Source organism: Brevibacterium yomogidense (genome assembly GCF_016107685.1).
In the GTDB taxonomy this organism is placed as follows: Bacteria; Actinomycetota; Actinomycetes; order Actinomycetales; family Brevibacteriaceae; genus Brevibacterium; species Brevibacterium yomogidense.
Genome location: NZ_JABASY010000001.1, coordinates 266,144 through 289,570, shown reverse-complemented (window position 1 = coordinate 289,570; position 23,427 = coordinate 266,144). Strand labels below are relative to the sequence as shown.

Genomic DNA, 23,427 nt, shown 5'->3' with positions numbered 1-23,427 from the left:
CCCTGGGACACCCGTGTTGATGCCGCGTAGCCTTCTCCGTAGAAGAGAGTGCACGGGCTACGGCCCGGTTGCACGGATCAGTAGGAACTCGACGAGTCAGAACACGAGGGGGCACACATGTCCGAAGACGCACGTCAGAAGGATCAGCCGACGATGAAGGCTATGCGGCAGGAGGAGTTCGGCGGTCCCGACGTCCTCCACGAGGTGGAGGTGCCGCGCCCCAAGCCCGGCATCAGCGAGATCCTCGTCCGCGTCCACGCGGCAGGTGTGAATCCGACGGACTGGAAGCACCGCAGCGGCCGCAGGTTCCTGGACGACCCTCCCTACACGCTGGGCTGGGACTTGTCCGGCGTCGTCGAGGAGGTCGGCCTGGGCGTCACCCTCTTCGCGCCCGGCGACGAGGTGTTCGGCATGCTGCCGTACCCGTACGGGGCAGGATCCCACGCGGAATACGTCGTCGGGCGTGCCCGGGCGTTCGTCCCGAAGCCGGACGCGATCGATCACGTGCAGGCGGGGGCGATCCCGCTGGTCTCGCTCACCGCGTGGCAGTGCCTGGTCGACGCGTCGGGGCTGGGGGAGGGCGACCGGGTCCTCATCCACGCGGCGGCCGGCGGGGTCGGTCACGCCGCCGTCCAGATCGCGAAGGCGCGCGGTGCGTACGTCATCGGCACCGCCAGCGCCCCCAAGCACGACTTCCTCCGGGAGCTGGGTGCGGACGAGACGATCGACTACCGCGAGACCGATTTCGTGGAGGCCGCGAAGGACATGGACGTCGTGCTGGACACGATCGGCGGCGATAACCAGCTGCGTTCCCTGGAGACGCTGCGGCCCGGCGGGATCATGGTCTCGACGGTGCCCGTCCCCGCGGAGGGCCTGCAGGAGAAGGCGGCGGAACTGGGCGTGCGCGCGCAGTGCATGCTCGTCGAGGCCGACCACGCCGGGATGCAGGCGATCGCCTCACTCGTCGAGGAGGGGAAGCTGCGTGCGACGATCGCACAGACCTTCCCGCTGACCGAGGCGGCCCGCGCCCACGAAGCCGGCGAGACCAACCGCACCACCGGGAAGCTCGTCCTCACGATCGCAGCCGACGACCGCTGACGGTCCTGGCGGTCTGACACCTGGGCGCCCCGGTCGTTCCGGGGACAGGTCCCGGAACTGGAACCGGAACTGCGACCGGAACTGCGACCGGAACCGGAACCGGAACCGGAACCGGGGCCTCGGCGGCGGGGAGCCTCAGATCCGGCCGATTTCGCGGCGCTGCCAGCCCAGCAGCCCGACCACGATGCCCGCGGCCCCGATCGCGGTGAGCCACGCAATGGGCTCCCACGCGATCGGTTCGACGGGGAAATCCGCGAGGTGGTGGAAGGGATCGAGGTCCAGCACGAACTCCGGCGGGTCCAGCAGCCCGCCGAACGTGCTCATGAGCCCGGTGAAGCCCACGATCACCCACCCGACGGGTGCGGCGGCCCGGGGCAGCCAGCCGAACAGCGCCGTGACGACCCCGACGACACAGAGTACGGCCGGGGCCTGCAGGAACGCCGCCAGGAACAGGTCGCCCACGTAGGCGCCGCCGTCGTTCTCGAGGACCATTGCGGCACCCAGACCCATCGCCGCCCCGACGCCGGCGAGGATGACGAGGACCCCCACCACGACGACGGTGAGGTGCGCACCCAGCCAGGTGGTGCGGCTCATCGGGGCGGACAGGCCGTATTCGGCGCGGTGGTGCGCCTCCTCGCCGCGGATCTGCTGGATGCTGCTCACCCCGGCGGCCAGGGCGAAGACCCCCATGAAGAGGGCGATGTACGCAAGGTAGCCCAGCATGATGTCCTCACCGGCGAAGACGTCCGCGATCTCCGCCGGGAGGGAATCCGCGGCGTCCATCATCGTCTGCGCGTAGGCGCCGAACATGAGCGCGGCGAGCACCAGCGCGATGCCCCACCCGCGCAGCGTCCCCCACAGGGACCGGGCGGCCAGTCCCAGCGGGGTGCCGAGGGCCGGCCGGGCCTCGGCGCGCCCCAGCCGTGCCGGCAGGATCCCGGCGCCCACGTCGCGCCTCGTCGACAGCCAGAACCCCAGCGCGGACAGCACCAGCCCACCGCCTGCCAGCAGCAGGACGGGCCACCACAGGTCGTCGACGTAGGGAGCGGTCTGCTGCGCCCACCCCAGTGGGGAGGCCCACGACAGGGCGGTGCCCCCGACCTCGGGCGCGTCCCCGGCCATCCGGACGAGGTAGGCCAGGCCGATGAGTCCGCCGGCCATCGCCGAGGCCCCACGCGCCGATTCGCTCAGCTGCGCCGACACGGCCGCGGCACCCGCGAAGAAGAAGCCGACCGCTGTCCCGGTCACCGCGATGAGGAGGGAGCCCTCCCACGCGAAACCTGCGGACAGCGCGCCGCCTGCGATGAGGACGGAGGCGGCGAGCACCATGAGCATCGTGACGACGAACGCCGAGGTGAGGGTGGCGTGACGGCCGACCACGTTCGCGCGCATGAGCTCCGCGCGGCCGGCCTGCTCGTCCGCACGGGTGTGGCGGATCATCGTGAAGACGCTCATGAGCGCGAGGAAGATGTACAGGACGAAGGCGTATCCGGCGGCATAGAACCGTTCGTACGTCGGGTCGTCCATTCCGAAGCCGGGACCCACCATCATCCGGCCGACAGGATCCGCGTAGAGGCCCGCCAGCTCCGCGAGTGCGGCGTCGTCACTCGCGACCACCTGGACGGCGTGGGCGAAGTAGAAGCCCATCGCCCCGATCCCCAGCACCCAGACGAGCGCACGGATGCGGTCGACGCGCAGCAGGAACCGCACGAGCGTGCCAGCGGCGGTGAGGGGACTGCCGCGGCGGGGAGGGTGTGTGGTGAGGGACATGGCGTGGCTCCTCGCGGTTCTGCACTCAGTGCCGGGCGGCGGGCGCGTCGCCGTAGTGGCGCATGAGCAGCTGCTCGAGCGTGGGCGGGTGAGCGATGAGTGAGCGCACTCCCAGCGGTGCGAGCGCGCTCATGACCTGGGAGACCCGGTCGCCGTCGACGTCGAAGACCGTGCGGCCCGCCTCCGTCCGGAAGCTGTGGACGCCGTCCAGCTGCGCGATGGCGTCGGCAGGCTGCGCGGTTTCGACCTCGACAGTCGTCCGGGTCATGTGCCTCAGGTCCGTCAGCGACCCGGATTCGACGATCCTGCCGGCCCGGATGATCGACACCCGGTCGGACAGCGCCTCGACCTGCGACAGGATGTGACTGGACAGGAGGACTGACGTCCCGTCCTCCTTCTTCTCCCGGATGACCTCCTGGAACACGGCCTCCATGAGGGGATCGAGCCCGGCGGTGGGCTCGTCGAGGAGCAGCAGGTCGACGTCCGCGGCGAGTGCTGCGATGAGGGCGACTTTCTGCCGGTTCCCCTTCGAGTACGTGCGGGCCTTCTTCCGCGGGTCCAGTTCGAACCGGTCGATGAGGGCGTTGCGGCGACGGGCGCTGTAGTTTCCCCGCAACCGGAGGAACATGTCGATGACCTCGCCGCCGGTCAGGTGCGGCCAGATCTCGACGTCACCGGGGACGTAGGCCAACCGGCGGTGCAGTTCGACGGCGTCCTTCCACGGGTCGCGCCGGAACATCTGGACGGTGCCGGAATCGGGGCGCAGGAGCCCCAGCAGCACACGGATGGTGGTGGACTTCCCCGCACCGTTGGGCCCCAGGAAGCCGTGGACCTCCCCGTGCCCGATCGTGAGGTCGAGTCCGTCCAGTGCCCGGACGGTGCCGAAGGTCTTCGTGAGTGCCCGAGCGCTGATCACCGGGTGCGTGGCGGTGGGCCGCGACAGGGACGGGTGCGTCGTGGTCATGAGGGTGGTCCTTCCGTGCGCTGTGGCGAAGGGCGCGTCGCCTCGGTGTGTGCGGCTGAGGAGACGTTCATATCCATGAGGTTCCGGTAGACATCAGCGTTGAGGAGCGGCTGGGTGTACAGCTCCACGAGCGCCGCCATATAGGGAGCGAGGTCCTCCGGCGGCCCGTCGACTGGATCGACACCCAAGTGCCGCTTGATCTGCCGGTGCAGCAGCAGAGCGCCGAACGACTGGACGAGCATGACGACCGCACGGCGGTGCGGGTGCGACGACGGGTGCACGAGGCCCAGCTCCTCGCCGGCCGCGGTGTAGACGAGCGAGTCGTCGACGAGCTGATCGAAGAGGCGGTCCGTTTCCTCACCGCCGGCGGCGAAGGCGCGGAAGAGGTACAGCAGCAGGTGCTTCTGCGAGTGCATGAGCTCCAGCACGTAGTTGCGCGGCAGGTGCCCCCGCTGGACGGACGCCGTCTTCGACCGGTTCACCGACTCCGCCACGTGTTCGTCGCATGCTTCCCGCAGTCCTGCGGAGGACCCGAAGTGGTGTATGACGAGCGGCGCGGAGACGCCCGCCGCTGCGGCGATGTCCTTGAGGGTCACATGGTCGAACCCGTGCCGCCCGTAGAGATCGATCGCGGCGGTGCGGATCCTTTCGGCACCCCCGGGCTCCGTGCCCGTCACGTCCCGGTCTTGCCCGCGGTACTCGTAGGTCACGCTGTCACCTCCCCTGGTCGTGGCCGCGCGCTCAGGCGGTGCAGCTGACTGCTCCAGCGACGCTGCTGAACGTGCATTAAGCCAGGTGGTCATAACGGTAGGGCGCTCCAGGGTGCGCGACAAGAGCGCTGAACGGGATCCCGCCCGCGTTCAGTGCTCTTGTCGCGGGGTCCGATCGTCGCGGGGCCGTGGCCGGACTACCGCGTGTACTCGGCGGACGACAGCGCACGCATCCAGCAGGTGCTGCTGTACCGGGAGCCGGGGCCCGGGTGCGCGGTCTCCTCCGGGTACAGCGAGTGAGTGCGATTCGGCCAATTTCTTGCGGCGGGGTGGCCGAATCGCACTCACTCGCTGATGGGGCCGCGAAGACATCCCGTGCCCGAGGTCCCGGCTGGGTCCCGTGCCTCCGCCGCGTTCCGGCCCCTGTTCTCGTGCGCCCGGTTCCAGACGCCCGGCCCCCGGTCCCCGGCCTCCGGCGCCTTCCCCGTGTCCGTGGCGGTGCCCATACTGGGGTGCATGAGAGACGACGATGGCTCCCACACCACGTATCCGCGGTTGAGGTCCACGGTGCTCGACACCGTGGATGTGCACGGGCTGGCGGACTTCTACCGGCGGCTGCTGGGGTGGGAGTATGCACCCGGCAACGGGCCGGAGGACGACGACGCGGACGAGTGGCAGATCATCCGCAGTCCTGGCTCACGGCAGGGTCTTAGGCAGAGCGCCAGCCCCCGTGCCGCCGGGCAGATGCTGGCGTTCCAGTACGCGGCGCGGGTTCCGCGGTCCACGTGGCCGGACACAGAGGTGCCGCAGCAGCTGCACCTGGACTTCACGGTCGCGACGGAGGCGGAACTGGAGGAGTGCCACGATCGGGCGCTCGCCCTCGGGGCCACACTCATCCGTGACGAATCCGACGATCCGGCAGAACCGATCTGCGTCTACGCTGATCCGGCCGGGCACCCGTTCTGCATCTTCGTCATGGAGTGGTGAGGACGGCCTCGGACGGCCTCCGCGTGGTCATCGCGGAGGGCCCGGGCACGATAGCCTGAGATGCGCTGACGGCAAGCAGTGTGTGTTGAGTGAAGGACGTGTGAGTGAGCGAATCGGGCGAGTGGCAGAGGTCGGACGCAGGGCTGCGGACGCCACCGCAGGACGTCGAGGCGGAGCAGAGCGTGCTGGGCGGCATGCTGCTGTCCAAGGACGCGATTGCGGACGTCATCGAGGTGCTGCGTCCGGAAGACTTCTACAAGCCGGCGCACGAAACGATCCACGAAGCAGTCCTCGACCTCTACGCGAAGGGTGAGCCCGCGGATGCGGTGACGGTGGCGGCCTCCCTCACGAAGTCGGGCGACCTGGCGCGGGTCGGCGGTGCGGCATACCTCCACACCCTCATCGCATCCGTCCCGACAGCGGCGAACGCCGGCTACTATGCGCGGATCGTCGGTGAGACCTCACTGCTGCGCAAGCTCGTCGAAGCGGGCACCCGGATCGTCCAGATGGGGTTCGACGCGGAAGGTGATGCGGAAGAACTCGTCAACAGTGCTCAGGCGGAGATCTACCAGGTCACCGAACGGCGCACGACGGAGGACTACCAGGCACTGGGCCCCGTCATCGACCGGGTCGTCGACAACATCGAGAAGCTCAGCGACAACGTGGACGGCCCTGCGGGTGTGCCGACCGGCTTCGAGGAGTTCGACCACCTGACGAACGGTCTGCACGAGGGGCAGATGGTCGTCATCGCCGCACGTCCCGGTGTGGGGAAGTCGACGCTGGCGCTGGACTTCGTGCGCTCTGCGGCGATCCAGAACTCGCGGGCGACCGTGTTCTTCTCGCTCGAGATGTCCGCGGACGAACTGGGGCTACGCCTGCTGAGCGCGGAGACGGCGATCCCCCTGCAGAACCTGCGTCGCGGAGAGCTCGACTCGTCGGACTGGACGACAGTCGCGACAACGATGGGGCGCATTCACGAGGCGCCGCTGTTCCTCGACGACTCGCCCAACATGGCGCTGCCGGAGATCCGCGCGAAGTGCCGCCGCCTCAAGCAGCAGCACAACCTGCAGATGGTCGTCATCGACTACCTGCAGCTCATGTCGTCGGGCAAGCGCGTGGAGTCGCGTCAGCAGGAGGTGTCGGAGTTCTCCCGTTCGCTCAAGCTGCTGGCGAAGGAGCTGCAGGTGCCGGTCATCGCACTGTCGCAGCTGAACCGCTCTTCGGAGCAGCGTACGGACAAGCGTCCGATGATCTCCGATCTGCGTGAGTCCGGTTCGATCGAGCAGGACGCGGACATGGTGCTGCTGATCCACCGCGAGGACATGTACGACAAGGAGCACCCGCGCGCGGGTGAGGCCGACATCATCGTCGCGAAGCACAGGAACGGCCCGACCGGCGACATCCCGGTCGCGTTCCAGGGCGCACGCTCCCGCTTCGTCGACATGCCGCGGTAGGACGACCCTCACGGTCTCTGCGGGTCAGGAACTCGGCAGATCGATCAGATCCGTCACCTGTGCCGGGCCCCTCCGGTCGGCCACGTGGTCGACGAGGGCCTCGATCTGCTCATCAGGCAGGGAGACGCCCGCTTCTGCGAGCCCTTCGTCGAACTTGTCGCGGATCTTCTCCCGCGGTGCCGACTCCTCCCAGCTGAGTACCGTCTCGAACACGCGCTGAACGGTTTGGGCCTTGGCCTGAGCGTCTTCACTCATCAGGATCCTCCTAAGCAAGGGGGCTTGTTGGATCCAGGCTACCTTCTGAGGACGCTGCGGTCACTGTCACCGGCGGCGGTTCGTGGGGACGACCAGTACGGGAGCGGCCGCCTCGTTCAACACGTCCCGGCTCACCGACCCCAGCAGCAGGCTCGCGAACCCTCCGCGGCCTCGAGTGCCCACGACCACCGCATGCGCAGTCCGAGCCGCCGCGACGAGCGCCTCCGCCGGTGAACCGTCCTCCACACGGGAACGCACCTCGAGCTGAGGGTGTGCTGCGGCGACCGTGGCCGTGAGCTCGTCCAAGTGCTGGGAGTGCGCAGCTCGCAGCTCGGCATCGGCTTCGTCGCGTCGCTCCTCGGACAGGGGCCAGCGTGTTCCGGCGGGAGCGACGGAGAGCAGTGTGAGGCGGCTTCCGGTCAGTTCGGCGGCTGTGGCCGCCGCCTCTGCAACCGGCTGAGCGGTTGATCCCAGGTCGACTCCGGCGACGATGTCCTTATCGGATTCGCTCACAACAGCCGGGTGCGTGTCGTCTTCGCGTCCCAGGGGAACGACGAGCACGGGGGAGTGTGCGTGCGCGACGAGCCTGCCGGACACGGTGCCGATCAGTCGCCCCGGAGTGTTGTTGCGTCCACGCCTGCCCACCACGGTGAGCCGTGCGAAGCGGCTCGCGTCGACGAGTACTCCGGAAGCATCCCCCTCGATGGCCTGTGCCACCGCGTCGACGCCGGTGCTCCGCGCCGCAGCGGCGTACTCCTCGAGGCGGTCCTGCGTTGCGTGTGCGACCCCGCGGTGGTGATCATGCGAGATCACCGGGGCATGGCGATGAGGGATCACGGGAACGTTGTAGGCGCCCACCAACCGCACGGACAGGCCGTGCTCCCGGGCGATCGACAGTGCTGTGTGGAGCGCCAGTTCGCTGTTCTCCGACCCATCCACCCCGACCAGCACATCGACGGGTGCGAGCGTGAAGCGAGACGTCGTCATGCCCCCACACTACGTGTCGCTCTTCCCGCGCCCGAGGGGCCTGCCCGGGAAGCGGGGTGGGCACGTCGCTGTCAATCCGTGCGTCGTCATGTGACGTCCCGTGAAATCGCGTGACGGGGATGACGCTGCGTGACAGGGGCCGTCGATACGTTCGCTCACGTCGGTTCACTCGAGGCGCGGCACACCGCCCGCCGTTCCAGGAGGCGCAGCACGGATGTCGACCAGCACTGAAGCCGCAGCGGGCACAGCTCCCGCAGCCGCCGCCACGCGAGAGGCCCCCACCTCTGCGGCCTCCACTTCCGCGACCCCCACCTCTGAGGCTCCCGCGCCCGAGGCCCCGGTCACCGGACCTGCGTCCCTCCCCGGCGACTACGCGTCCCTGCGCGCACACTTCCAGCCGCACTTCGACCGCATCGCCGCAGGCGCGCTCGCCCGCGAACTGGAGCGCGACCTGCCGTTCGCGGAGGTCCGCGCGCTGGACGAGGCCGGCTTCGGCACGCTGCGCGTCCCCACGGAGCACGGCGGCCCGGGTGCGAGCATCGAGACCTTCACCCGCCTCCTCATCGACCTCGCCGAGGCCGATTCCAACATCGCGCACCTCTACCGGTCCCACGCGGGCTTCGTCGAGGCGCTCCGCTTCCAGCCCGAACACATCCAGCGCGCCTGGTACCCGCGTGTCCTCGCGGGTCAGACGGTCGGCAACGCGTCGACGGAGAAGGCCGGCAACCGCCTGGGCACCCTCAACACGGTCCTCACCCGCACGGCGAGCGGGTGGCAGCTCACCGGCGAGAAGTTCTACTCCACGGCGACGATCTTCTGCGACTGGACTCGCGTGTCCGCCTCCGTCGCCGGCGAGGACGGCCGCTGCTTCGCCGCCGTCGCCACGGACGCCCCGGGCGTGCACGTCGCCGACGACTGGGACGGGTTCGGGCAGAAGCTCACCGGCACCGGCACGACGACGTTCGACCAGGTCGCAGTCGACGACGACGCGGTGTTCGAGCGTGTCGTCGGCACCGTCGAGGCCATCCACGAAGCCGCGTTCTTCCAACTCGTCCTGCTCGCGGTGCTCGCCGGGATCGCGCGCGCCGCCCGCCGGGACGCCGCTGCGACCATCGCCGGCCGCACCCGCACCTTCAACACCGGCCTGGGGCTGCCGTTCCGCGAGGATCCGCTCATCCAGGAGGCCACCGGTCGCATCGCGGCGAAGGCGTACTCCGCGGAGGCCACGGTCCTCCACACCGCTCGCGTCCTGGACGACGGGATCGCCGCTGCGATCGCCGCAGGTGCGGACGGTCCCGACCACGCGGTCCCCGCGCCCGAGGCGGTCCACGCCTCCGAGGTCGCCGTCGAGCACGCGCAGATCACCGTCCCCGAACTCGCCCTGGGTGCCGCCCAGGACCTCTTCCTCACGGTCGGTGCGTCCGCCACGTCCACGTCGAAGGGGCTCGACCGTCACTGGCGCAACGCGCAGACGGTCGCCACCCACAACCCGATCGCGTTCCGTGCGCGGGCGATCGGCGACTACTGGATCAACGGGACCCTCCCGGAAGGCCTCAACGCGATCGGCGACGCGGTGTCGAAGACCGATGCGGCCTCGGCCCACGGCACGACACCGGCAGGTGCGGTCCACGGACAACCGACCACGGCCTCGGCGGCGGAGACGTCCGGACCGGGAGCCGGCGCATGAGCCGCACCGCGACGGCCACCCCGCCGGGGCCCGTTCCAGCGGCTGCGACCGGTGCGAAGCCGTGGCGCGGCAAGGAGCGGGTGCTGGCGTCCGCGTTCGTGGGGACCACGATCGAGTGGTACGACTTCTACCTCTACGGCACCGCGGCCGCCCTCATCTTCAACGTCCAGTTCTTCCCCACCGGCAGTGAGCTGGGGAGTCTGCTCGCCTCGTTCGCGACGCTCGCAGTCGGGTTCTTCGCTCGCCCACTGGGTGGCATCGTCGCAGGTCACCTGGGTGACCGGATCGGACGGAAGGCACTGCTGGTCGCCTCTCTCGTGACGATGGGCGTCGCCTCGACCCTCATCGGCCTCATGCCCACCTTCGAATCGATCGGGTGGTGGGCGGCGGTCGGGCTCGTGGTCCTGCGGATCCTCCAGGGCCTGTCCGCCGGCGCGGAATGGGGCGGTTCCGCACTCCTGTCGGTCGAACACGCACCGGCGGGCAGCCGCGGCCTCTTCGGCTCCTTCACCCAGATCGGATCGGCAGCCGGCATGCTGCTGGCGACCAGCGCGTTCTTCACGGTCCAGGCGGTCCTCACCGACGAGCAGTTCGCGCAGTTCGGCTGGCGGATCCCCTTCGTCGCCTCCGCGCTGCTCATCGTCCTGGGCCTGTGGATCCGGCTGGGCGTGTCCGACGCACCGGAGTTCCTCGCGCACAAGGAGTCCGGGAACGTCCCGAAGCGGCCGCTGTGGGAGGTCGTCACCAGGCACCCCCGCGTCCTCCTCGTGACGATCGGGCTGCGGCTGGCGCAGAACAGCGTCTACTACCTCATCACCGTCTACATGCTCACGTACCTCGCCAGCCAGCGCGGGGACTCCACCTCCGGGATCACCGCCGTCATGATCGCCTCCGCCATCGGCCTGGTGACCGGCCCGTTCTGGGGGTGGATGTCCGACAGGGTGGGCCGCAAGGCCGTCACACTGGGCGGGATCATCGGCATCGGCGTCTTCGGGTGGCTCTTCTTCGCGTTCCTCGATGCGGGGCCCCTCATCCTGCTGCCGATCGTCGTCGTGCTGGGCATGAACCTCGCCCACGACGCGGTGTACGGCCCGCAGGCCGCCTGGTTCGCAGAGCAGTTCCCCATCGAGGTCCGGTACTCCGGCGTGAACATGGGCTACCAGCTGGGGACCGTGATCGGCGGTGGGATCATGCCGATGATCGCCGCCCTCCTGTTCGTCGCCGGCGGGAACACCCCCTGGCTGATCTGCGGCTACCTCACGCTGCTCTGCGTGCTCTCCGGACTCGCCGCGCTCGCGGCCCACGACCCCGCCCGCGCCGAGGCCCGCACGACACCCCGCACCCCTTCCGTCAAGGAGAACGCACCCCGATGACCCAGAAGCCGATCCTGCTCAACGCCTTCGACATGCTGGTCCCCGTCCACCAGACGCCGGGCCTGTGGCGGCACCCGGAGTCCCGGGTCGCCGACTACACCCGGCTCTCCTACTGGACGGACGTCGCACGGACCCTCGAGGACGCCGGTTTCGCCTCCCTCTTCCTGGCCGACGTGCCGGGTGTCTACGACGTGTACGGGGGCAGCGGTGCCGCGGCGAACAAGGGCGGCGTGCAGGTCCCTCTGCTCGACCCGCTGGTCGTCGTGCCGGCGATGGCTGCGGTGACAGAATCCCTGGGCTTCGGTGTGACGGCGTCCGTCACCTACGAGCAGCCGTACCTCCTGGCACGCACCTTCAGCACGCTCGACCACTTCACCGACGGCCGCGTCGCATGGAACATCGTGACGAGCTACCAGGATTCGGCGGCCCGCAACCTGGGGATGGCAGGGCAGATCCCGCACGACGAGCGGTACGACCGGGCGGACGAGTACATGGAGGTCATGTACAAGCTGTTCGAGGGCTCCTTCGAGCCGGACGCGGTCCGTGCGGACGCGGAGGCGAACGTGTTCGTCGACCCGGAGAAGGTGCACGACATCGGGCACGAAGGGCAGTACTTCTCCGTCCCCGGGCAGGCGCTCGCCTCCCCGGGCCCCCAGCGGACACCGCTGCTGTTCCAGGCAGGATCCTCCAGCAGGGGCCAGCGGTTCGCGCTCGACCACGCAGAGGCGATCTTCCTGTCCGGCGGCACCCCGCAGCTGGTGCGCGGGTGGGTCGACGGGATCCGCGACGGACTGGAGGAGCGCGGGCGGCCCCGCGACGCGGTGAAGATCTTCACGCTCGCCACGATCGTCGTGGCGGACACGGACGAGGAGGCGCAGGCGCGGCTGGACGACTACCGCCCGTACGTGGACACGGAGTCCGCGCTCGCCCTGTTCGGCGGCTGGACTGGGGTCGACCTGTCCGGTGCGGACCCGGATTCGCCACTCGAGTACGTCAAGACGGAGGCCAACCATTCGGCTCTTGCGGCGTTCACGACCCTGGCGGGCGGGAAGACGTGGACGGTGCGGGACCTCGCGGAGTTCGTGGCGATCGGTGGGCGCGGTCCGGTCATCGTCGGGTCGCCTGCGACGGTCGTCGACGAGCTGGAGCGGTGGATGGACGAAGCCGATATCGACGGCTTCAACGTGTCCGCCGCGGTAAGGCCTGCGGATCTCGAGCGGTTCGGCCGCTACGTCACCCCGGAGCTGCGTCGCCGGGGTGTCCTCGCCGAGGCCCAGGTGGGTCAGACCGTGCGCGAACGGATCACCGGCCACGGGCCGTGGCTGGCGGACGACCATCAGGGTGCGGGCTACCGGGTGGGGAGCGAGGCTGGCACTCGCGAGTGACGGGCGGGTAGGACGGTGGGCCACAATGGTGGCATGTCGATCCCGCGTCCCTCCGAACGGCCCTCCTTCGGGCAGCGGGACGCCTATCGCGATGTCCTCTCCGAGGGATATGCCCAAGGCCGCCTGAACGACGAGGAGTTCCGCAGGCGCTCCGACGAGGCGGCCGCTGCGACGTCGCTCAGGCGTCTCGAAGAGCTCATCGCGGATCTGCCGCGCGGGGATCTCCCCGTCCCCGCCGCGCAGATCCGCGGACCCGCGCGACGAAACGCAGCGACGGCTGAGCAGACCTCCGCGGCGCGTCGCATGCTCCTGCTCGTCGCAGCCCTGCTGGTGGGCAGTCTGGGAGGGTTCCTTGCGGGTTCGGCTGCTCTGCACGCCCGTGCCGCCGACACCGTCGACACGGACACCCGCGCTGTGGGCACCGGCGAGGCGGACGGTCGTGAAGCGGACACCGACGCTGACGGCGCTGAAGCCGACACGGACGAGGGGAACCCGCGTGCCGGGGCCCACGGCGACATCGGGTACGGCGATGCCATGCGCGCAGCTGAGCTCGCAGCAGGCCAGGACGAGATGTCGCGGCTCACCCTCTCCGATTCCAGCGCCTCCGCGCACGTGCCGACGGCAGCGGGCACGACCTACGACATCGTCAGCATCGACGAGGACGGCAGCGTGAGCACGGACCCCGGCGGCACCTACGGGGAGTCGGAGAACGGACGCTTCGACGCCTCCGTCGTCGACCCGGACCTCTTCGCGGCGATGGTCCTCGCGGCACCGGACGTGTACGCGCAGACGACGGGGAGCACTGCGCTCGCCGCGGCGAGATTGGACCTCCACGTACCGGTTGCAGGCCTCGAGTACGCCGGTGTCGAACCGGGGGATCCCGTCGTCAGTGTGCAGCTCGGGGTCGACGAGTACGGGAGCGGCGGGGGCACCGTCGTCTGGTCCACCGACGGGACCCGCATCCTCGAGGTGATCGAATGACGTCCCGCCGTCAGCCCGCCGCGCGCAGGCGGAAGGCTCTGCGCCCGTCGCGGAAGGAGCGCATTCCGTATACGGAGGCGCTCGCGGAGGGTGTGGCGGAGGGGCGCCTCACCCATACGCTCTACGAGGAGCGGATGACCGCGGTGGAGAAGGCTGTGTCCTGCGACGAGCTCGACGCCCTGGTCGCGGATCTCCCGTTCGATCCGCCGCCGCGACCGGTCCGCGTCGAGGAGAGCACGGCTCCCGGCCCACCCGGGCGACGGTTCGTGATGCCGTTCGTCGCCGGGCTTCTCGCCGCAGGCGCGATGTACGCGATGGTGGTGGAAGGGGGAGACGACCCTCGTGAGGACGGGACCGCAGCCGAGGCCCCGGTCGCCCAGGAGGTCCGCCCGCCGGACGGGTGGGAGCCGCCGTCCGTCGCGACGGAGCTCGACGCGGTCGTGCCCATGGGCGACACGACCGTGACCGCCGCCGTGGAACGGGCGCACGAGGCGGGCTTCACGGACATCGAGCAGGTGTCGCTGTCGCCGGACCTCACCACCGTGACCGGGCTGATCGCGGACGCCGACGGTGAGGAGGACGAGGCCTTCCGGCAGATCCTCTTCGAGGCGGACGACGCGGGACTCCTGGCAGACGCGCGGGGGAACCGCGGTGTCTACCTCGACGAGGACGACCTCGACATCGACCTGGACGCACTGATCGAGGAGGCGCGCGAGGCCTCGGGTGCGGAGGCGGACCAGGACGTCCGTTCGGTCCTCGTCTACCGGGGCGACGGTTCCGCGTCGCGCCAGCATGAGGAGGGGAACCTCGTCCAGGTGTCGTTCGCGGAAGGGCCGGACGTCACGCTCCGGGCGTCGGACCAGACCGCACTGTGGTGAGGATTCTGCGCGGTGCGCAGCGCGGACGACGAGTACCGGGCTGAGCTCGACCCGACGCAGGGCAGCGGCCCGTCCGGTTGGCGACCGGCCCCCGAGCTTCCGTCCCCCGCCTTCGCAATGACAGAGCGAGACCCGCACCTCGACAGGTGCGGGTCTCGCTCATTCAGGTGTCGCTGTGCAGCAGGTGGGGGGTGTCGCTGCGCAGGTGAGTCAGTGCCCACCCGCACGGATCAGAGGACGATCGGTCTCAGCGGCTCTGGCTGCGTGACCGTCCGCCGCCGGAACGGCCGCCGCCGGTCGACGTGCTGGAGGACGAGCCGGACGACGTGCTGTACGAGGCTCCGCGACCGGAGCCGCGACCCCGCCCGCCGGACCCGCGACCCGCACCGGTGCGCTCACCGCTGCCACCGCGAGGCGCACCGGCACCGCCACGGCCGCCGCGTGAGCGACCACCGCCTCGGCGCCCGGACCCTGCGCCCTGGCCGCCGCGGCCGCCCTGCTGCTGTGGCGGTGCGGGAGGTGCGGGCTCGACGTGGGGGGCGATCTCACCGACGAGGCGGGCGACCTCGGGGGAATCGGGTGTCACCCTGACCGGGGTGACCTTGACCTTCGCCTTGCGCAGGAGCACCTGGGTGTCCTTGCGCTGCTCCGGCAGCATGACGGTGACGACGTCACCGGCACTGCCGGCGCGCGCCGTGCGGCCCGAACGGTGCAGGTATGCCTTGTGCTCGGCCGGCGGATCGACGTGGACGACGAGTTCGACGTCGTCGACGTGCACACCGCGGGCGGCGACGTCGGTCGCGACGAGCACGCGGGTCTTGCCCCCACCGAACGCCGCGAGGTTGCGGTCGCGCTGCGGCTGCGACAGGTCGCCGTGCAGGTCGACGGCGGGGATGCCCTGCTTCGTCAGCTGCTTGGCGTACCGCTTCGCCTGGTGCTTCGTGCGGGTGAAGAGGATGCGACGACCGGTGCCGGACGCCAGCATGGCGACGAGGTCCTTCTTGTCGTCGTTCGACACCTCGAACACGTGGTGGGTCATCGCGGAGACGTGCGATTCCGGTGCGTCGACGGAGTGCATGACCTCGTTGTGGAGGAACCGGCGCACCAGCTTGTCGACACCGTTGTCCAGGGTGGCTGAGAAGAACATCCGCTGCCCGTCGGTGGGTGTCTTCTGCAGGATCCGCGTGACGCCCGGGAGGAAGCCCAAGTCGGCCATGTGGTCTGCTTCGTCGAGGATCGAGATCTCCACGGCGTCCAGAGTGAGGGCGCGCTGCTGGAGCAGGTCTTCGAGCCGGCCGGGGCACGCGACGACGATGTCGACGCCGCGCCGCAGAGCGGAGATCTGCTTGTTGGCGCTCACGCCGCCGAAGATCGTGGTGGTCCGCATGCCGTACGCCTGCGCGAGCGGGCTGATGACCGCGTCGATCTGCGTGGCGAGCTCACGGGTGGGGGCGAGGATGAGGCCGCGGGGGCGCTGCGGCAAGTTCGCCGCATCCCGCTGGGCACCCAGGCTGGCGACCATGGGGATGGAGAAGGCGAGCGTCTTGCCTGACCCGGTCTTGCCGCGGCCCAGGACGTCGCGGCCCTGAAGAGTGTCGGGCAGGGTGTCCTGCTGGATGGGGAAGGCATCGATCTTGCCGTCTGCTGCGAGCGCACGTGCCAGCGGGGCGGGAACACCCAGATCCGCGAACGTGGACGGAGCAGAGGAGGACTGAGAAGCGTTGATGGAAAAGCCTTTCAACGTGCCGGGGCACGGTGCAGTGCATCAAGGATGCCGAAGGACCATGCAGTGGCAGGGGCGGGCACACCGGCTGGTGGGCTCGTTCGCCGCAAGGGAGGTGCTTCGGAAACTAGAACCGGCAGTACACACGGTTCGAATGACGAGGCGTCCAAACGACGCAGGGAACCCGTTGCCAGGTTCGCAAGTGATCACCACCCTACCCGAGAAGTGATCGCGGGACGTCATCAGCCCGCGCTCAGGCTTCACGGGTGGTCACGCAGGGGGAGTGGCGGCCTGCCTGTTCACGGTTTCCTTGTGCGCGAGCGGGGACCTTTCTCCGTGCGCTTCCATGTTGTCAAGCACATCGGCAACGAGCGCCCGTATGCCGGAAGACGCCGCAGCCTGCTCGTCCGCGAACCACGACAGCGACGGCAGTTCTGCGACCGTGCCGATGAACGCTGCGTCTTCGGCCGACCAACGCACGTGCTAGGTGTAATGCTCAGCGTTCACGTTCTTCATGATTGCTCCGTCCCCGACCTCGCTCCTCGCTGTCTTCAAGAATGCCACGAGTGACAGGGGCAGGCGGGGAGTCCCAGCCTCTGGTCCGGCACGAGAACCTTCCCCTCATTCCGGACGGTGCGAGAGCATCAGCTCCTCGTAGACGCGTTCCGCGTAGGCATCGAGAGCCTCCTCGGTGTTGTCGTGCCACTCAGGGAAGGTGTCGAAGTCGCCGTCGTCGACATAGCCCAGTTCTTCGACGATGGTCCGCCATCTCTCCATGCTCGTATCGATCTCCTCCGCGAGTGCGGGATCGACGATGTCGTGGATCGAATCCACCATGGCGTCGCTGGACGCTTCGTCGAGTTCGTGCATGGACCCGCCGTCCTCGGCAAGTGCTTCCATGAGTCGATGGGTGCCTTCGAGATCAGCCCTCCGCGAGTTCTTGAAGGCTTCACCCATCTGGTCGAAGATCAGCTGTCGTGCGGCCAGGGGGAGGTTCTCATAGTCGACACCCGCGACGAAAGCCCCCGCGCCTCGCGCAAAACCGGCCGTCGACGAGTATGCGACGTGGGGCGCGACCTCGGACAGGCCCGTCATCGTGGCGGACAGCGTCGTCGCGAGTGAACAGTCGACCACATGGCGCTGCAGTGCCTCGAAGGTCTCCGTGTACTCGAGAGACGTCGCGGTAGCACCCAGCGCTTCAGCTTGGGCCAGGGTCGACTGCGAACCGATCGACACGACGCTTCCCTGCCAGTCCTCAAGCGATTCGTGCGCGTCCGTGCACATCGCCATCACAGAACTCGTCGCGTTGAAGGGGATGAGCGGAGTGACGCCCCGTGCTTCGTATTCCTCGAACAGTGCGTCGGTTCCATACGCGACTTCGAGCATCGCCGCGTTGATCGTCAGCTCTTCGGTGAGCGGGGAGGTTCCCACCAGGCCCGTCCCTGCTGCGAGCATGGAGAACGCAGGGTAGTCCTGAGGCTGATAGATCGGGATCATGTACGCGAGGTCGATCCTCCCGTCGGCGAGTGCCGAATCCACTTCCGTGTAGGCGGCGATCGAGGGGCCGTAGACGACGTCGATCGTGATCTTCCCGTCGGAGAGGTCCTCGACGCTCCTCTTCAGTTCATTCGAGCGGTACGCTGCCACGTCGTCGGCAGACGACGCTGTGCTCTGCAATGTGAGCGTCACCGGGTCCATCCCGGCGAGCGCTTCCGCGTACTCCTCCTTGGTTGCTCCGGGTGCGAGCCCGGCACTGTCATCGTCGGAGCCCGACCCTCCGCCTGCTCCCACTCCGCCGGCGCAACCACCGACGAGGCTGAGGGATACGGCGATGGCACCTGCTGCCGACCATCGGGGAGCGAGCCGCCGCTCCTTCTTGTGCTGTGAACGTGTCCTCACGTGGTACTCCTTCGTACTCGGTGTGGGCGGTGTGTTCCCGGCGCTCGGGTGAGCGCCGGGAGAATCACAGGAGCGTGCGGATCCACGTCCGGGTGAGGGCGGGGTCGATGACATCGTCGATGTCGAACAGCATCGCCGTGCTCATCGCCTTGCCCTGCTCGTACAGCTCGTCGATCAGGGCGGATTCGCGTGCGTTCCGGGCGTCCGGGTCCTCGATCGCGGCGAGCTCCTTCGCGTATCCCAGGCGCACGGCGCCCTCGAGACCCATTGGCCCCATCTCCCCGCTGGGCCACGCCACCGTGAACTGGGTGGCCCGGGTGCCGCCCGCCATCATCGCCATCGCGCCCAGCCCGTAGCCCTTGCGGATGACGACCGCGCCGATCGGCACCGTGAGGGACGCGCCCGCCACGAACAGGTCGCCGAACGCGCGCACCCCCGGCTCGTACTCCGACTCCGGGCCCACGATGAAGCCGGGGGTGTCGACGAACGACACGACGGGCAACCCGTGGTCCTGCGCCAGCGTGAGGTGCTGTGTCATGGTGCGTGCCGCATCGACGTCGATCGCACCACCCAGGTGGTGGTTGTCGTTCGCGATGAACGCGAACGGGTGCCCGTCCACCCTGCCGAACCCGGTGACGGCGCCCTTGCCGAAGTCGCGCCGCACCTCCGTGAGGCTGCCGGGGTCGACGACCGCCTCGATCGCCGCACGCATCGAGAACGCGCGCAGCCGGTCCGCCGGAACCACCGTCCGCGAGGCCTCGGCCAGGTCCTCGTCCACCGCACCGCTCGGTGTGCCACCCGTCGTACCGCCTGCCGACCCGTTCGTCGCGCTGACGAAGGCTCTTTCCGCATCCGCGCTCGCCCGTCGCGTGCGTGTCAGCGCCGACAGCGCCTCCTTCACGTGCTCCACCGCGTCCGCCTCGTCGTCGGCGAGGATGTCGATGACGCCGTTGGCCAGGTGGACGGGGGCGGGGCCGATGTCCTCGGGGCGGTGCCTGCCCAGCCCGCCTCCCTCGATCATGGCCGGCCCGCCCATGCCCAGGTTGACCTCCGGCGTTGCGATGATGAGGTCGCACACTCCCGCGAGTGCGGCATTGCCCGCGAACGTGCGGCCGGACACCACGGAGATGAGCGGCACGCGTCCCCGCAGCTTCGCGAGCGCGCCGAACGTCGGTACACCCAACCCGATGGTGGGCGCACGATCCGTGTCGCCGGGCCGTCCGCCGCCTCCTTCCGCGAAGAGGATCAGCGGCACCTCACGCTGTTCCGCCACCTGGATGAGGCGGTCCGTCTTCGCATGGTTGCGGGTGCCCTGCGTCCCGGCGAGCACCGAGTAGTCGTAGCTGATGACGACGACTTCCCGCCCGTCGACGGTCGCCGTGCCGCCCAGCAGACCGTCGCCGGAGGTGCGCCGGATGAGGTCCTCGACGCTGCGCCTCTGCGTCTGCGCCGCGATGACGAGCGGCCCGTACTCCACGAAGCTGCCGGGATCGACGAGGTCCGCGATGTTCTCCCGCGCGGTCCGCCGCCCGCGCTCGCGGATCTTCGTGAGCTGGTCCTCCCGCGCCTCGTCCAGCACGGCAGCATGCCGCTCCTGGACCTCGGCCACACCGGGGTGCGGCTCCGCCTCCTGCGCGACCTCCGCGTGTGAGTCGTCGACCGCGCCCAGCACGGCGAGCGGCGTCCCCGCGGACACGTAGTCGCCCACAGCCACGAGATGACGGACGTGGCCCGCGGCCGGTCCCTTCACGGGATGGTGCATCTTCATCGCCTCGAGCAGCACGTATTCGCGGGGATCGTCGCCGGTCCCGACCACGGTCCCCGCCAGCGGTGCCCGCAGGAGTTCCTCACCGTCGCCGAGGTCCTGGTCCCCTACCGTGTCCGCCTCGCCTCCCGCACCCTGCCCTTCCGCGTCGTGCCCGCCCGGGCCGTCGGCACCGGCGGCGGTGTCCGCGGCACGTGCGGCCGCGTCGATCTCACGGGCGCGGTCGATGATCCGTTTGGCCTGCGCGTCGTAGGAGGTGGTCGTCTCCTCGCCGGGGTCGAGCACCTCGCCGATCGCCCGCAGCAGGCCCGTGTTCGTGTCGAGGCCTGCGATCCGGACTTCGCGCAGCGCCTGGTTCCCGGCGCTCAGCGCGGCCTCGAGGGTGGGCCCGTGCACGATGATCTTGCCCAGCAGGGAATCGAACGCACCGCTGACGGTGCTGCCCGACTCGACCCACGTGTCGACCCGCACGCCGGGGCCGGTGGGCCACCGCACGGCCGTGGCCGTGCCGACGCTGGGCGCGGGTTCACCGGTCTCCATCACCGTCTCCGCCGTCACCCGCAGCTGCACGGCGGTGCCGCGCGGTGCGAGCAGGTCGGCCGAGGTCGTGGGGGAGTCCCGTACGGCTTCGGTCTCCGTGTGGGCGGGTGCCTCCGGCGCTCGTCCGGCAAGCGCCTCGGGAACCTCTCCAGTCGCCACATCCAGCTGGCAGGCGACGAGGTCGAGTCCGGTGACGGCTTCCGTGACGGTGTGCTCGACCTGGATGCGGGGGTTCACTTCGAGGAGGACGTAGTCGTCGTGCGTGACGAGGAATTCGACGGTCGCGAGCGACGCGTATTCTGCAGAGCCGGTGAGACGTGCTGCGTCCGCGTGCAGGCGCGCCCGCATCTCATCGCTCAGACCCGGTGCGGGCGCGATCTCGACGAGCTTCTGGCGCCTGCGCTGGATCGAGCAGTCGCGATCGCCCAGCACGTGCACGCCCTCGGGTGTGCCCAGCACCTGCACCTCGATGTGGCGGGCTCCGACGACCAGCGCCTCCGCGAAGACGCGGTCGTCCCCGAACCCGGCCCGCGCCTCGGCGGCGCAGGAGGTGAGTGCGGCAGGCAGGTCCGCAGGGTCGTGGACGAGGCGGATCCCCCGTCCCCCTCCACCGGCGACAGCCTTGACGGCGATCCCGTCCGGGTGCGCGGCCAGCAGCTGCGACGCCGCCGCGAGTGCCGTCTCGCCGTCGTCCTCCGCGGTGGTCAGCAGACCGGTGGCGGCGGGGATGGGGATGCCCAGCGACTCCGCGCGGTCCTGGGTGGCGCGCTTGTCGCCGAACAGGGTGAGCGCGTCCGCGGACGGACCCACCCAGGTGAGACCGGCCTCGGCGCAGAGGAGTGCCAGCTGCGCGGACTCCGCGAGGAAGCCGTAGCCGGGGTGGACGAGCCCGGCGCCGCTGCTGCGGGCGGCGCGGACGACCTCGGGCGCGTCGAGGTAGGCGGACGCACCGCGGCCCGGCAGGGTGACGACCTCGTCCGCCAGCTGCACGTGCAGGCCGGCGGCCGCGCCCAGAGCCTCCTCGTCCGCGGAGCGCACGGCGATCGTCTTCATGCCCTTCGCCCGTGCGGAGCGGATGATCCGCACGGCGATCTCGCCCCGGTTGGCGATGAGGAGTGTGCGCGTCGCGTCCATCGTGATGGTCAGGCTCCCTTGAAATCTGTCTGCTCGATGAGTTCGTCGATGAGTTCGGTCTTGCGGATCTTGCCCGTCGCGGTCATCGGCATCGCGTCGACGAACACGAACTCCGGGACCTTGAATACGGCCATGTTCTCCAGCGCCCACGCGGTGAGCGCCTCCGCATCCGGGTGAGCGCCCGGTGCGGGGACGACGAACGCGACGGGCACCTGCCCCTTCGCCTCGTCCTCACGCGGCGCCACCGCGACGGTGCCCACGTCCGGGTGCCTGCGCAGGAGCGACTCCAGTTCGGAGGGGAACACGCTCATCCCCTTGACCTTGATCATCTCCTTCGTGCGCGCCAGGTACGTGAGTGCGCCGACCTCGTCGAACCGTCCCGTGTCGCCCGTGCGCAGCCACCCGTCGATCAGCACCTCGGCCGTGGCGCGGGGATTCTGCCAGTAGCCGGTCATGACCGACGGTGAGTTCACGAGGATCTCCCCCTCCTCACCGACGGGGACAGGCTCGAGATCGGGGTCGACGGTGACGATGCGCGTGCCGGGGACGGGGAACCCGCAGTACACCGGTTCCGCGGTCAGATCGCGGTCCCCGTCCTGAAGGCCCAGGGTGAACGTGTCCGAGGTGTGGGTCTCCGTCATGCCGTACGACGCCTCCCGCAGGGTGATGCCGGTGAGGCCCCGCCACTGCTCCCGCAGTTCGGTGTCGAGCTTGCGGACGAAGGACACCGCCTGGCACTGCGTGAGCGACGCGAGGTCCGCGTTCGCGAAATCGTCGGTGTCGAGCAGCTCCAGCATCTCGACATACCCGTCGGCGGGGGACACGATGCGGGTCACGGCACGGTCCACGACGGTCTCCAGCGCCACCCGGGGGTGCCACCGGTTGAGGATCGCGACCTCCCCGCCGGAGTAGAGCGGCAGCAGGAGGCTGAGGTTCTGGCCTGCGATCCAGAACATGGGGAGGAACCCGAGCGTCACGTCCGGCGTGGCTCCGGCGACCGCCGTGCCGGTGCCGGCCATCGCCGCCGCCGCGGTGTAGGCCATGTGCCCCAGGGTGTGCTCGCACCCCTTCGGACGGCCGGTCGTGCCACCGGTGTAGTTGAGAGCCGCCAGCCGGTCGGGGTCGACGGGGACCGGTGGGACGGGTGACGCGGCGAGGACCTGCGCCCAGTCCCCGGCCTCGGCGGGGGACGGGACGGGCAGCGGCAGCCCGGAGGAGGGTGCGGGGGCGTCCGGTTCCGCGAAGACCGCGGCGGGGTCGGTCCACGTGACCGTCACATCCCGGTCGACCTGCGCGACGGCCGCTTCCACCGTCTCCCGCATCTGGGTCTGGGCGATGAGGTGCATCGCGCCGGAGTCCTCGAGCTGGTGGCGCAGCTCTTCGGTCTTGTACATGGGGTTGATGGGCACATAGACCGCCCCCAGCCACGCGATCGCGACGAAGGCGTCCACGTACTGGGGGCTGTTGCCCATGAAGACACCCACGCGGTCGCCCGCACCCACGCCCCGGGAGGCGAGCCAGCCGGCGGTCGCCGCGATGCGCCGCTCCAGTGTCGACCAGGTCGCCTGCCACCCGTAGTAGCTCAGGGCGACGGACTCGGGTCGGGTGCTCGCCCAGTGGCGGATCGTCTCCGCGAGCCCCGGACCTGCCGGCAGCTCCGCCGGATGGCGGGGGACCTCATCCGGCCAGAGCCTTCGCAGGGCGGCCAGCTCTTCCGCAGCGGTGTTCCACGACAGTGTCTTCGATGAAGCCTCAGGCATGATCTCGTTGCTCTCCTTCGAGCCGGTGGTCCTGTGCCAGTGACGTGAGGGCGGGCGAGGAGCGGGCCGGGACGTCA

The 23,427-nt window shown here is 69.8% G+C and carries 19 protein-coding genes; 9 read left to right on the top strand and 10 right to left on the bottom strand.

From position 1 onward, the window contains the following. Window positions 1–117: 117 nt before the first annotated feature. The gene (locus JFC09_RS01240; RefSeq protein WP_198392166.1) at window positions 118–1,098 is read left to right on the top strand and encodes an NADP-dependent oxidoreductase; all 981 of its coding nucleotides are present in this window, start codon (window positions 118–120) and stop codon (window positions 1,096–1,098) included. Between the two features lie 135 nt (window positions 1,099–1,233). Here the strand turns inward: JFC09_RS01240 and JFC09_RS01235 are convergent, their stop codons facing one another. From JFC09_RS01235 to JFC09_RS01225, 3 genes are read right to left on the bottom strand one after another with little or no spacing between them, the layout of a single operon-like run. After that, a complete protein-coding gene (locus JFC09_RS01235; RefSeq protein WP_198392165.1) occupies window positions 1,234–2,868 on the bottom strand; it encodes an ABC transporter permease in 1,635 nt (544 codons plus the stop codon). A gap of 25 nt (window positions 2,869–2,893) precedes the next feature. Beyond that, the gene (locus tag JFC09_RS01230) at window positions 2,894–3,832 is read right to left on the bottom strand and encodes an ABC transporter ATP-binding protein (protein ID WP_198392164.1); all 939 of its coding nucleotides are present in this window, start codon (window positions 3,830–3,832) and stop codon (window positions 2,894–2,896) included. Beyond that, window positions 3,829–4,542 carry a TetR family transcriptional regulator gene (locus JFC09_RS01225; protein WP_332839601.1) on the bottom strand — a complete coding sequence of 238 codons (714 nt, stop codon included), beginning with the start codon at window positions 4,540–4,542 and terminating at the stop codon, window positions 3,829–3,831. Before JFC09_RS01225 ends, JFC09_RS01230 begins: the two co-directional genes overlap by 4 nt. Window positions 4,543–4,701: 159 nt before the next feature. Here JFC09_RS01225 and JFC09_RS01220 point away from each other — a divergent pair, with 159 nt between their 5' ends. From JFC09_RS01220 to dnaB, 3 genes are all read left to right on the top strand, one after another. Further along, a complete protein-coding gene (locus JFC09_RS01220) occupies window positions 4,702–4,842 on the top strand; it encodes a hypothetical protein (protein WP_198392162.1) in 141 nt (46 codons plus the stop codon). 216 nt (window positions 4,843–5,058) lie between these two features. After that, complete coding sequence (locus JFC09_RS01215) at window positions 5,059–5,529, top strand: VOC family protein (RefSeq protein ID WP_198392161.1); 471 nt, start codon at window positions 5,059–5,061, stop codon at window positions 5,527–5,529. A gap of 104 nt (window positions 5,530–5,633) precedes the next feature. Next, the gene (gene dnaB / locus JFC09_RS01210) at window positions 5,634–6,983 is read left to right on the top strand and encodes a replicative DNA helicase (RefSeq protein ID WP_198392160.1); all 1,350 of its coding nucleotides are present in this window, start codon (window positions 5,634–5,636) and stop codon (window positions 6,981–6,983) included. A 24-nt stretch (window positions 6,984–7,007) separates the two neighbouring features. Here the strand turns inward: dnaB and JFC09_RS01205 are convergent, their stop codons facing one another. Next, window positions 7,008–7,238, bottom strand: a complete 231-nt coding sequence (locus tag JFC09_RS01205; protein ID WP_198392159.1) for a hypothetical protein — start codon at window positions 7,236–7,238, stop codon at window positions 7,008–7,010. 66 nt (window positions 7,239–7,304) lie between these two features. After that, entirely contained in the window at window positions 7,305–8,225 is a 921-nt protein-coding gene (locus JFC09_RS01200; RefSeq protein WP_198392158.1) for a universal stress protein, read from the bottom strand. A gap of 214 nt (window positions 8,226–8,439) precedes the next feature. Between JFC09_RS01200 and JFC09_RS01195 the strand changes: the two genes are divergently transcribed. Genes JFC09_RS01195 through JFC09_RS01175 form a run of 5 tightly spaced genes read left to right on the top strand, consistent with a single transcriptional unit; the run spans window position 8,440 to window position 14,529 of the window. After that, entirely contained in the window at window positions 8,440–9,912 is a 1,473-nt protein-coding gene (locus JFC09_RS01195) for an acyl-CoA dehydrogenase family protein (protein WP_198392157.1), read from the top strand. Beyond that, complete coding sequence (locus JFC09_RS01190; RefSeq protein ID WP_232483004.1) at window positions 9,909–11,285, top strand: MFS transporter; 1,377 nt, start codon at window positions 9,909–9,911, stop codon at window positions 11,283–11,285. Before JFC09_RS01195 ends, JFC09_RS01190 begins: the two co-directional genes overlap by 4 nt. After that, window positions 11,282–12,670 carry an LLM class flavin-dependent oxidoreductase gene (locus tag JFC09_RS01185; protein WP_198392156.1) on the top strand — a complete coding sequence of 463 codons (1,389 nt, stop codon included), beginning with the start codon at window positions 11,282–11,284 and terminating at the stop codon, window positions 12,668–12,670. The genes JFC09_RS01190 and JFC09_RS01185 overlap by 4 nt, the downstream gene beginning before the upstream one ends. A gap of 33 nt (window positions 12,671–12,703) precedes the next feature. Further along, a complete protein-coding gene (locus JFC09_RS01180; protein ID WP_198392155.1) occupies window positions 12,704–13,651 on the top strand; it encodes a DUF1707 SHOCT-like domain-containing protein in 948 nt (315 codons plus the stop codon). Next, window positions 13,648–14,529: a DUF1707 SHOCT-like domain-containing protein gene (locus tag JFC09_RS01175; protein ID WP_198392154.1), complete on the top strand. Its 882-nt coding sequence runs from the start codon at window positions 13,648–13,650 to the stop codon at window positions 14,527–14,529. The genes JFC09_RS01180 and JFC09_RS01175 overlap by 4 nt, the downstream gene beginning before the upstream one ends. A 247-nt stretch (window positions 14,530–14,776) precedes the next feature. On the opposite strand, the gene JFC09_RS01170 is transcribed toward JFC09_RS01175, so the two are convergent. From JFC09_RS01170 to JFC09_RS01150, 5 genes are all read right to left on the bottom strand, one after another. Further along, complete coding sequence (locus tag JFC09_RS01170; protein ID WP_232483003.1) at window positions 14,777–16,270, bottom strand: DEAD/DEAH box helicase; 1,494 nt, start codon at window positions 16,268–16,270, stop codon at window positions 14,777–14,779. 252 nt (window positions 16,271–16,522) lie between these two features. Next, entirely contained in the window at window positions 16,523–16,732 is a 210-nt protein-coding gene (locus JFC09_RS01165; RefSeq protein ID WP_198392153.1) for a hypothetical protein, read from the bottom strand. A 141-nt stretch (window positions 16,733–16,873) separates the two neighbouring features. Further along, a complete protein-coding gene (locus tag JFC09_RS01160; protein ID WP_198392152.1) occupies window positions 16,874–18,151 on the bottom strand; it encodes a type 2 periplasmic-binding domain-containing protein in 1,278 nt (425 codons plus the stop codon). 64 nt (window positions 18,152–18,215) lie between these two features. Further along, a complete protein-coding gene (locus JFC09_RS01155) occupies window positions 18,216–21,590 on the bottom strand; it encodes an acetyl-CoA carboxylase family protein (protein WP_198392151.1) in 3,375 nt (1,124 codons plus the stop codon). Between the two features lie 8 nt (window positions 21,591–21,598). Continuing rightward, on the bottom strand, window positions 21,599–23,350 hold the full coding sequence (locus JFC09_RS01150; RefSeq protein WP_198392150.1) for an AMP-binding protein: 1,752 nt from the start codon (window positions 23,348–23,350) through the stop codon (window positions 21,599–21,601). Window positions 23,351–23,427 lie beyond the last annotated feature (77 nt).

Excerpts from the sequence above, each read along its gene's own strand:
- JFC09_RS01235 (WP_198392165.1), bottom strand. The coding sequence starts at position 2,868 with ATGTCCCTCACCACACACCCTCCCCGCCGCGGCAGTCCCCTCACCGCC.
- JFC09_RS01195 (WP_198392157.1), top strand. The coding sequence starts at position 8,440 with ATGTCGACCAGCACTGAAGCCGCAGCGGGCACAGCTCCCGCAGCCGCC.
- JFC09_RS01200 (WP_198392158.1), bottom strand. The coding sequence starts at position 8,225 with ATGACGACGTCTCGCTTCACGCTCGCACCCGTCGATGTGCTGGTCGGG.
- JFC09_RS01180 (WP_198392155.1), top strand. The coding sequence starts at position 12,704 with ATGTCGATCCCGCGTCCCTCCGAACGGCCCTCCTTCGGGCAGCGGGAC.
- JFC09_RS01185 (WP_198392156.1), top strand. The coding sequence starts at position 11,282 with ATGACCCAGAAGCCGATCCTGCTCAACGCCTTCGACATGCTGGTCCCC.
- JFC09_RS01215 (WP_198392161.1), top strand. The coding sequence starts at position 5,059 with ATGAGAGACGACGATGGCTCCCACACCACGTATCCGCGGTTGAGGTCC.
- JFC09_RS01230 (WP_198392164.1), bottom strand. The coding sequence starts at position 3,832 with ATGACCACGACGCACCCGTCCCTGTCGCGGCCCACCGCCACGCACCCG.
- JFC09_RS01190 (WP_232483004.1), top strand. The coding sequence starts at position 9,909 with ATGAGCCGCACCGCGACGGCCACCCCGCCGGGGCCCGTTCCAGCGGCT.
- JFC09_RS01175 (WP_198392154.1), top strand. The coding sequence starts at position 13,648 with ATGACGTCCCGCCGTCAGCCCGCCGCGCGCAGGCGGAAGGCTCTGCGC.
- JFC09_RS01240 (WP_198392166.1), top strand. The coding sequence starts at position 118 with ATGTCCGAAGACGCACGTCAGAAGGATCAGCCGACGATGAAGGCTATG.
- JFC09_RS01205 (WP_198392159.1), bottom strand. The coding sequence starts at position 7,238 with ATGAGTGAAGACGCTCAGGCCAAGGCCCAAACCGTTCAGCGCGTGTTC.
- JFC09_RS01155 (WP_198392151.1), bottom strand. The coding sequence starts at position 21,590 with ATGGACGCGACGCGCACACTCCTCATCGCCAACCGGGGCGAGATCGCC.
- JFC09_RS01150 (WP_198392150.1), bottom strand. The coding sequence starts at position 23,350 with ATGCCTGAGGCTTCATCGAAGACACTGTCGTGGAACACCGCTGCGGAA.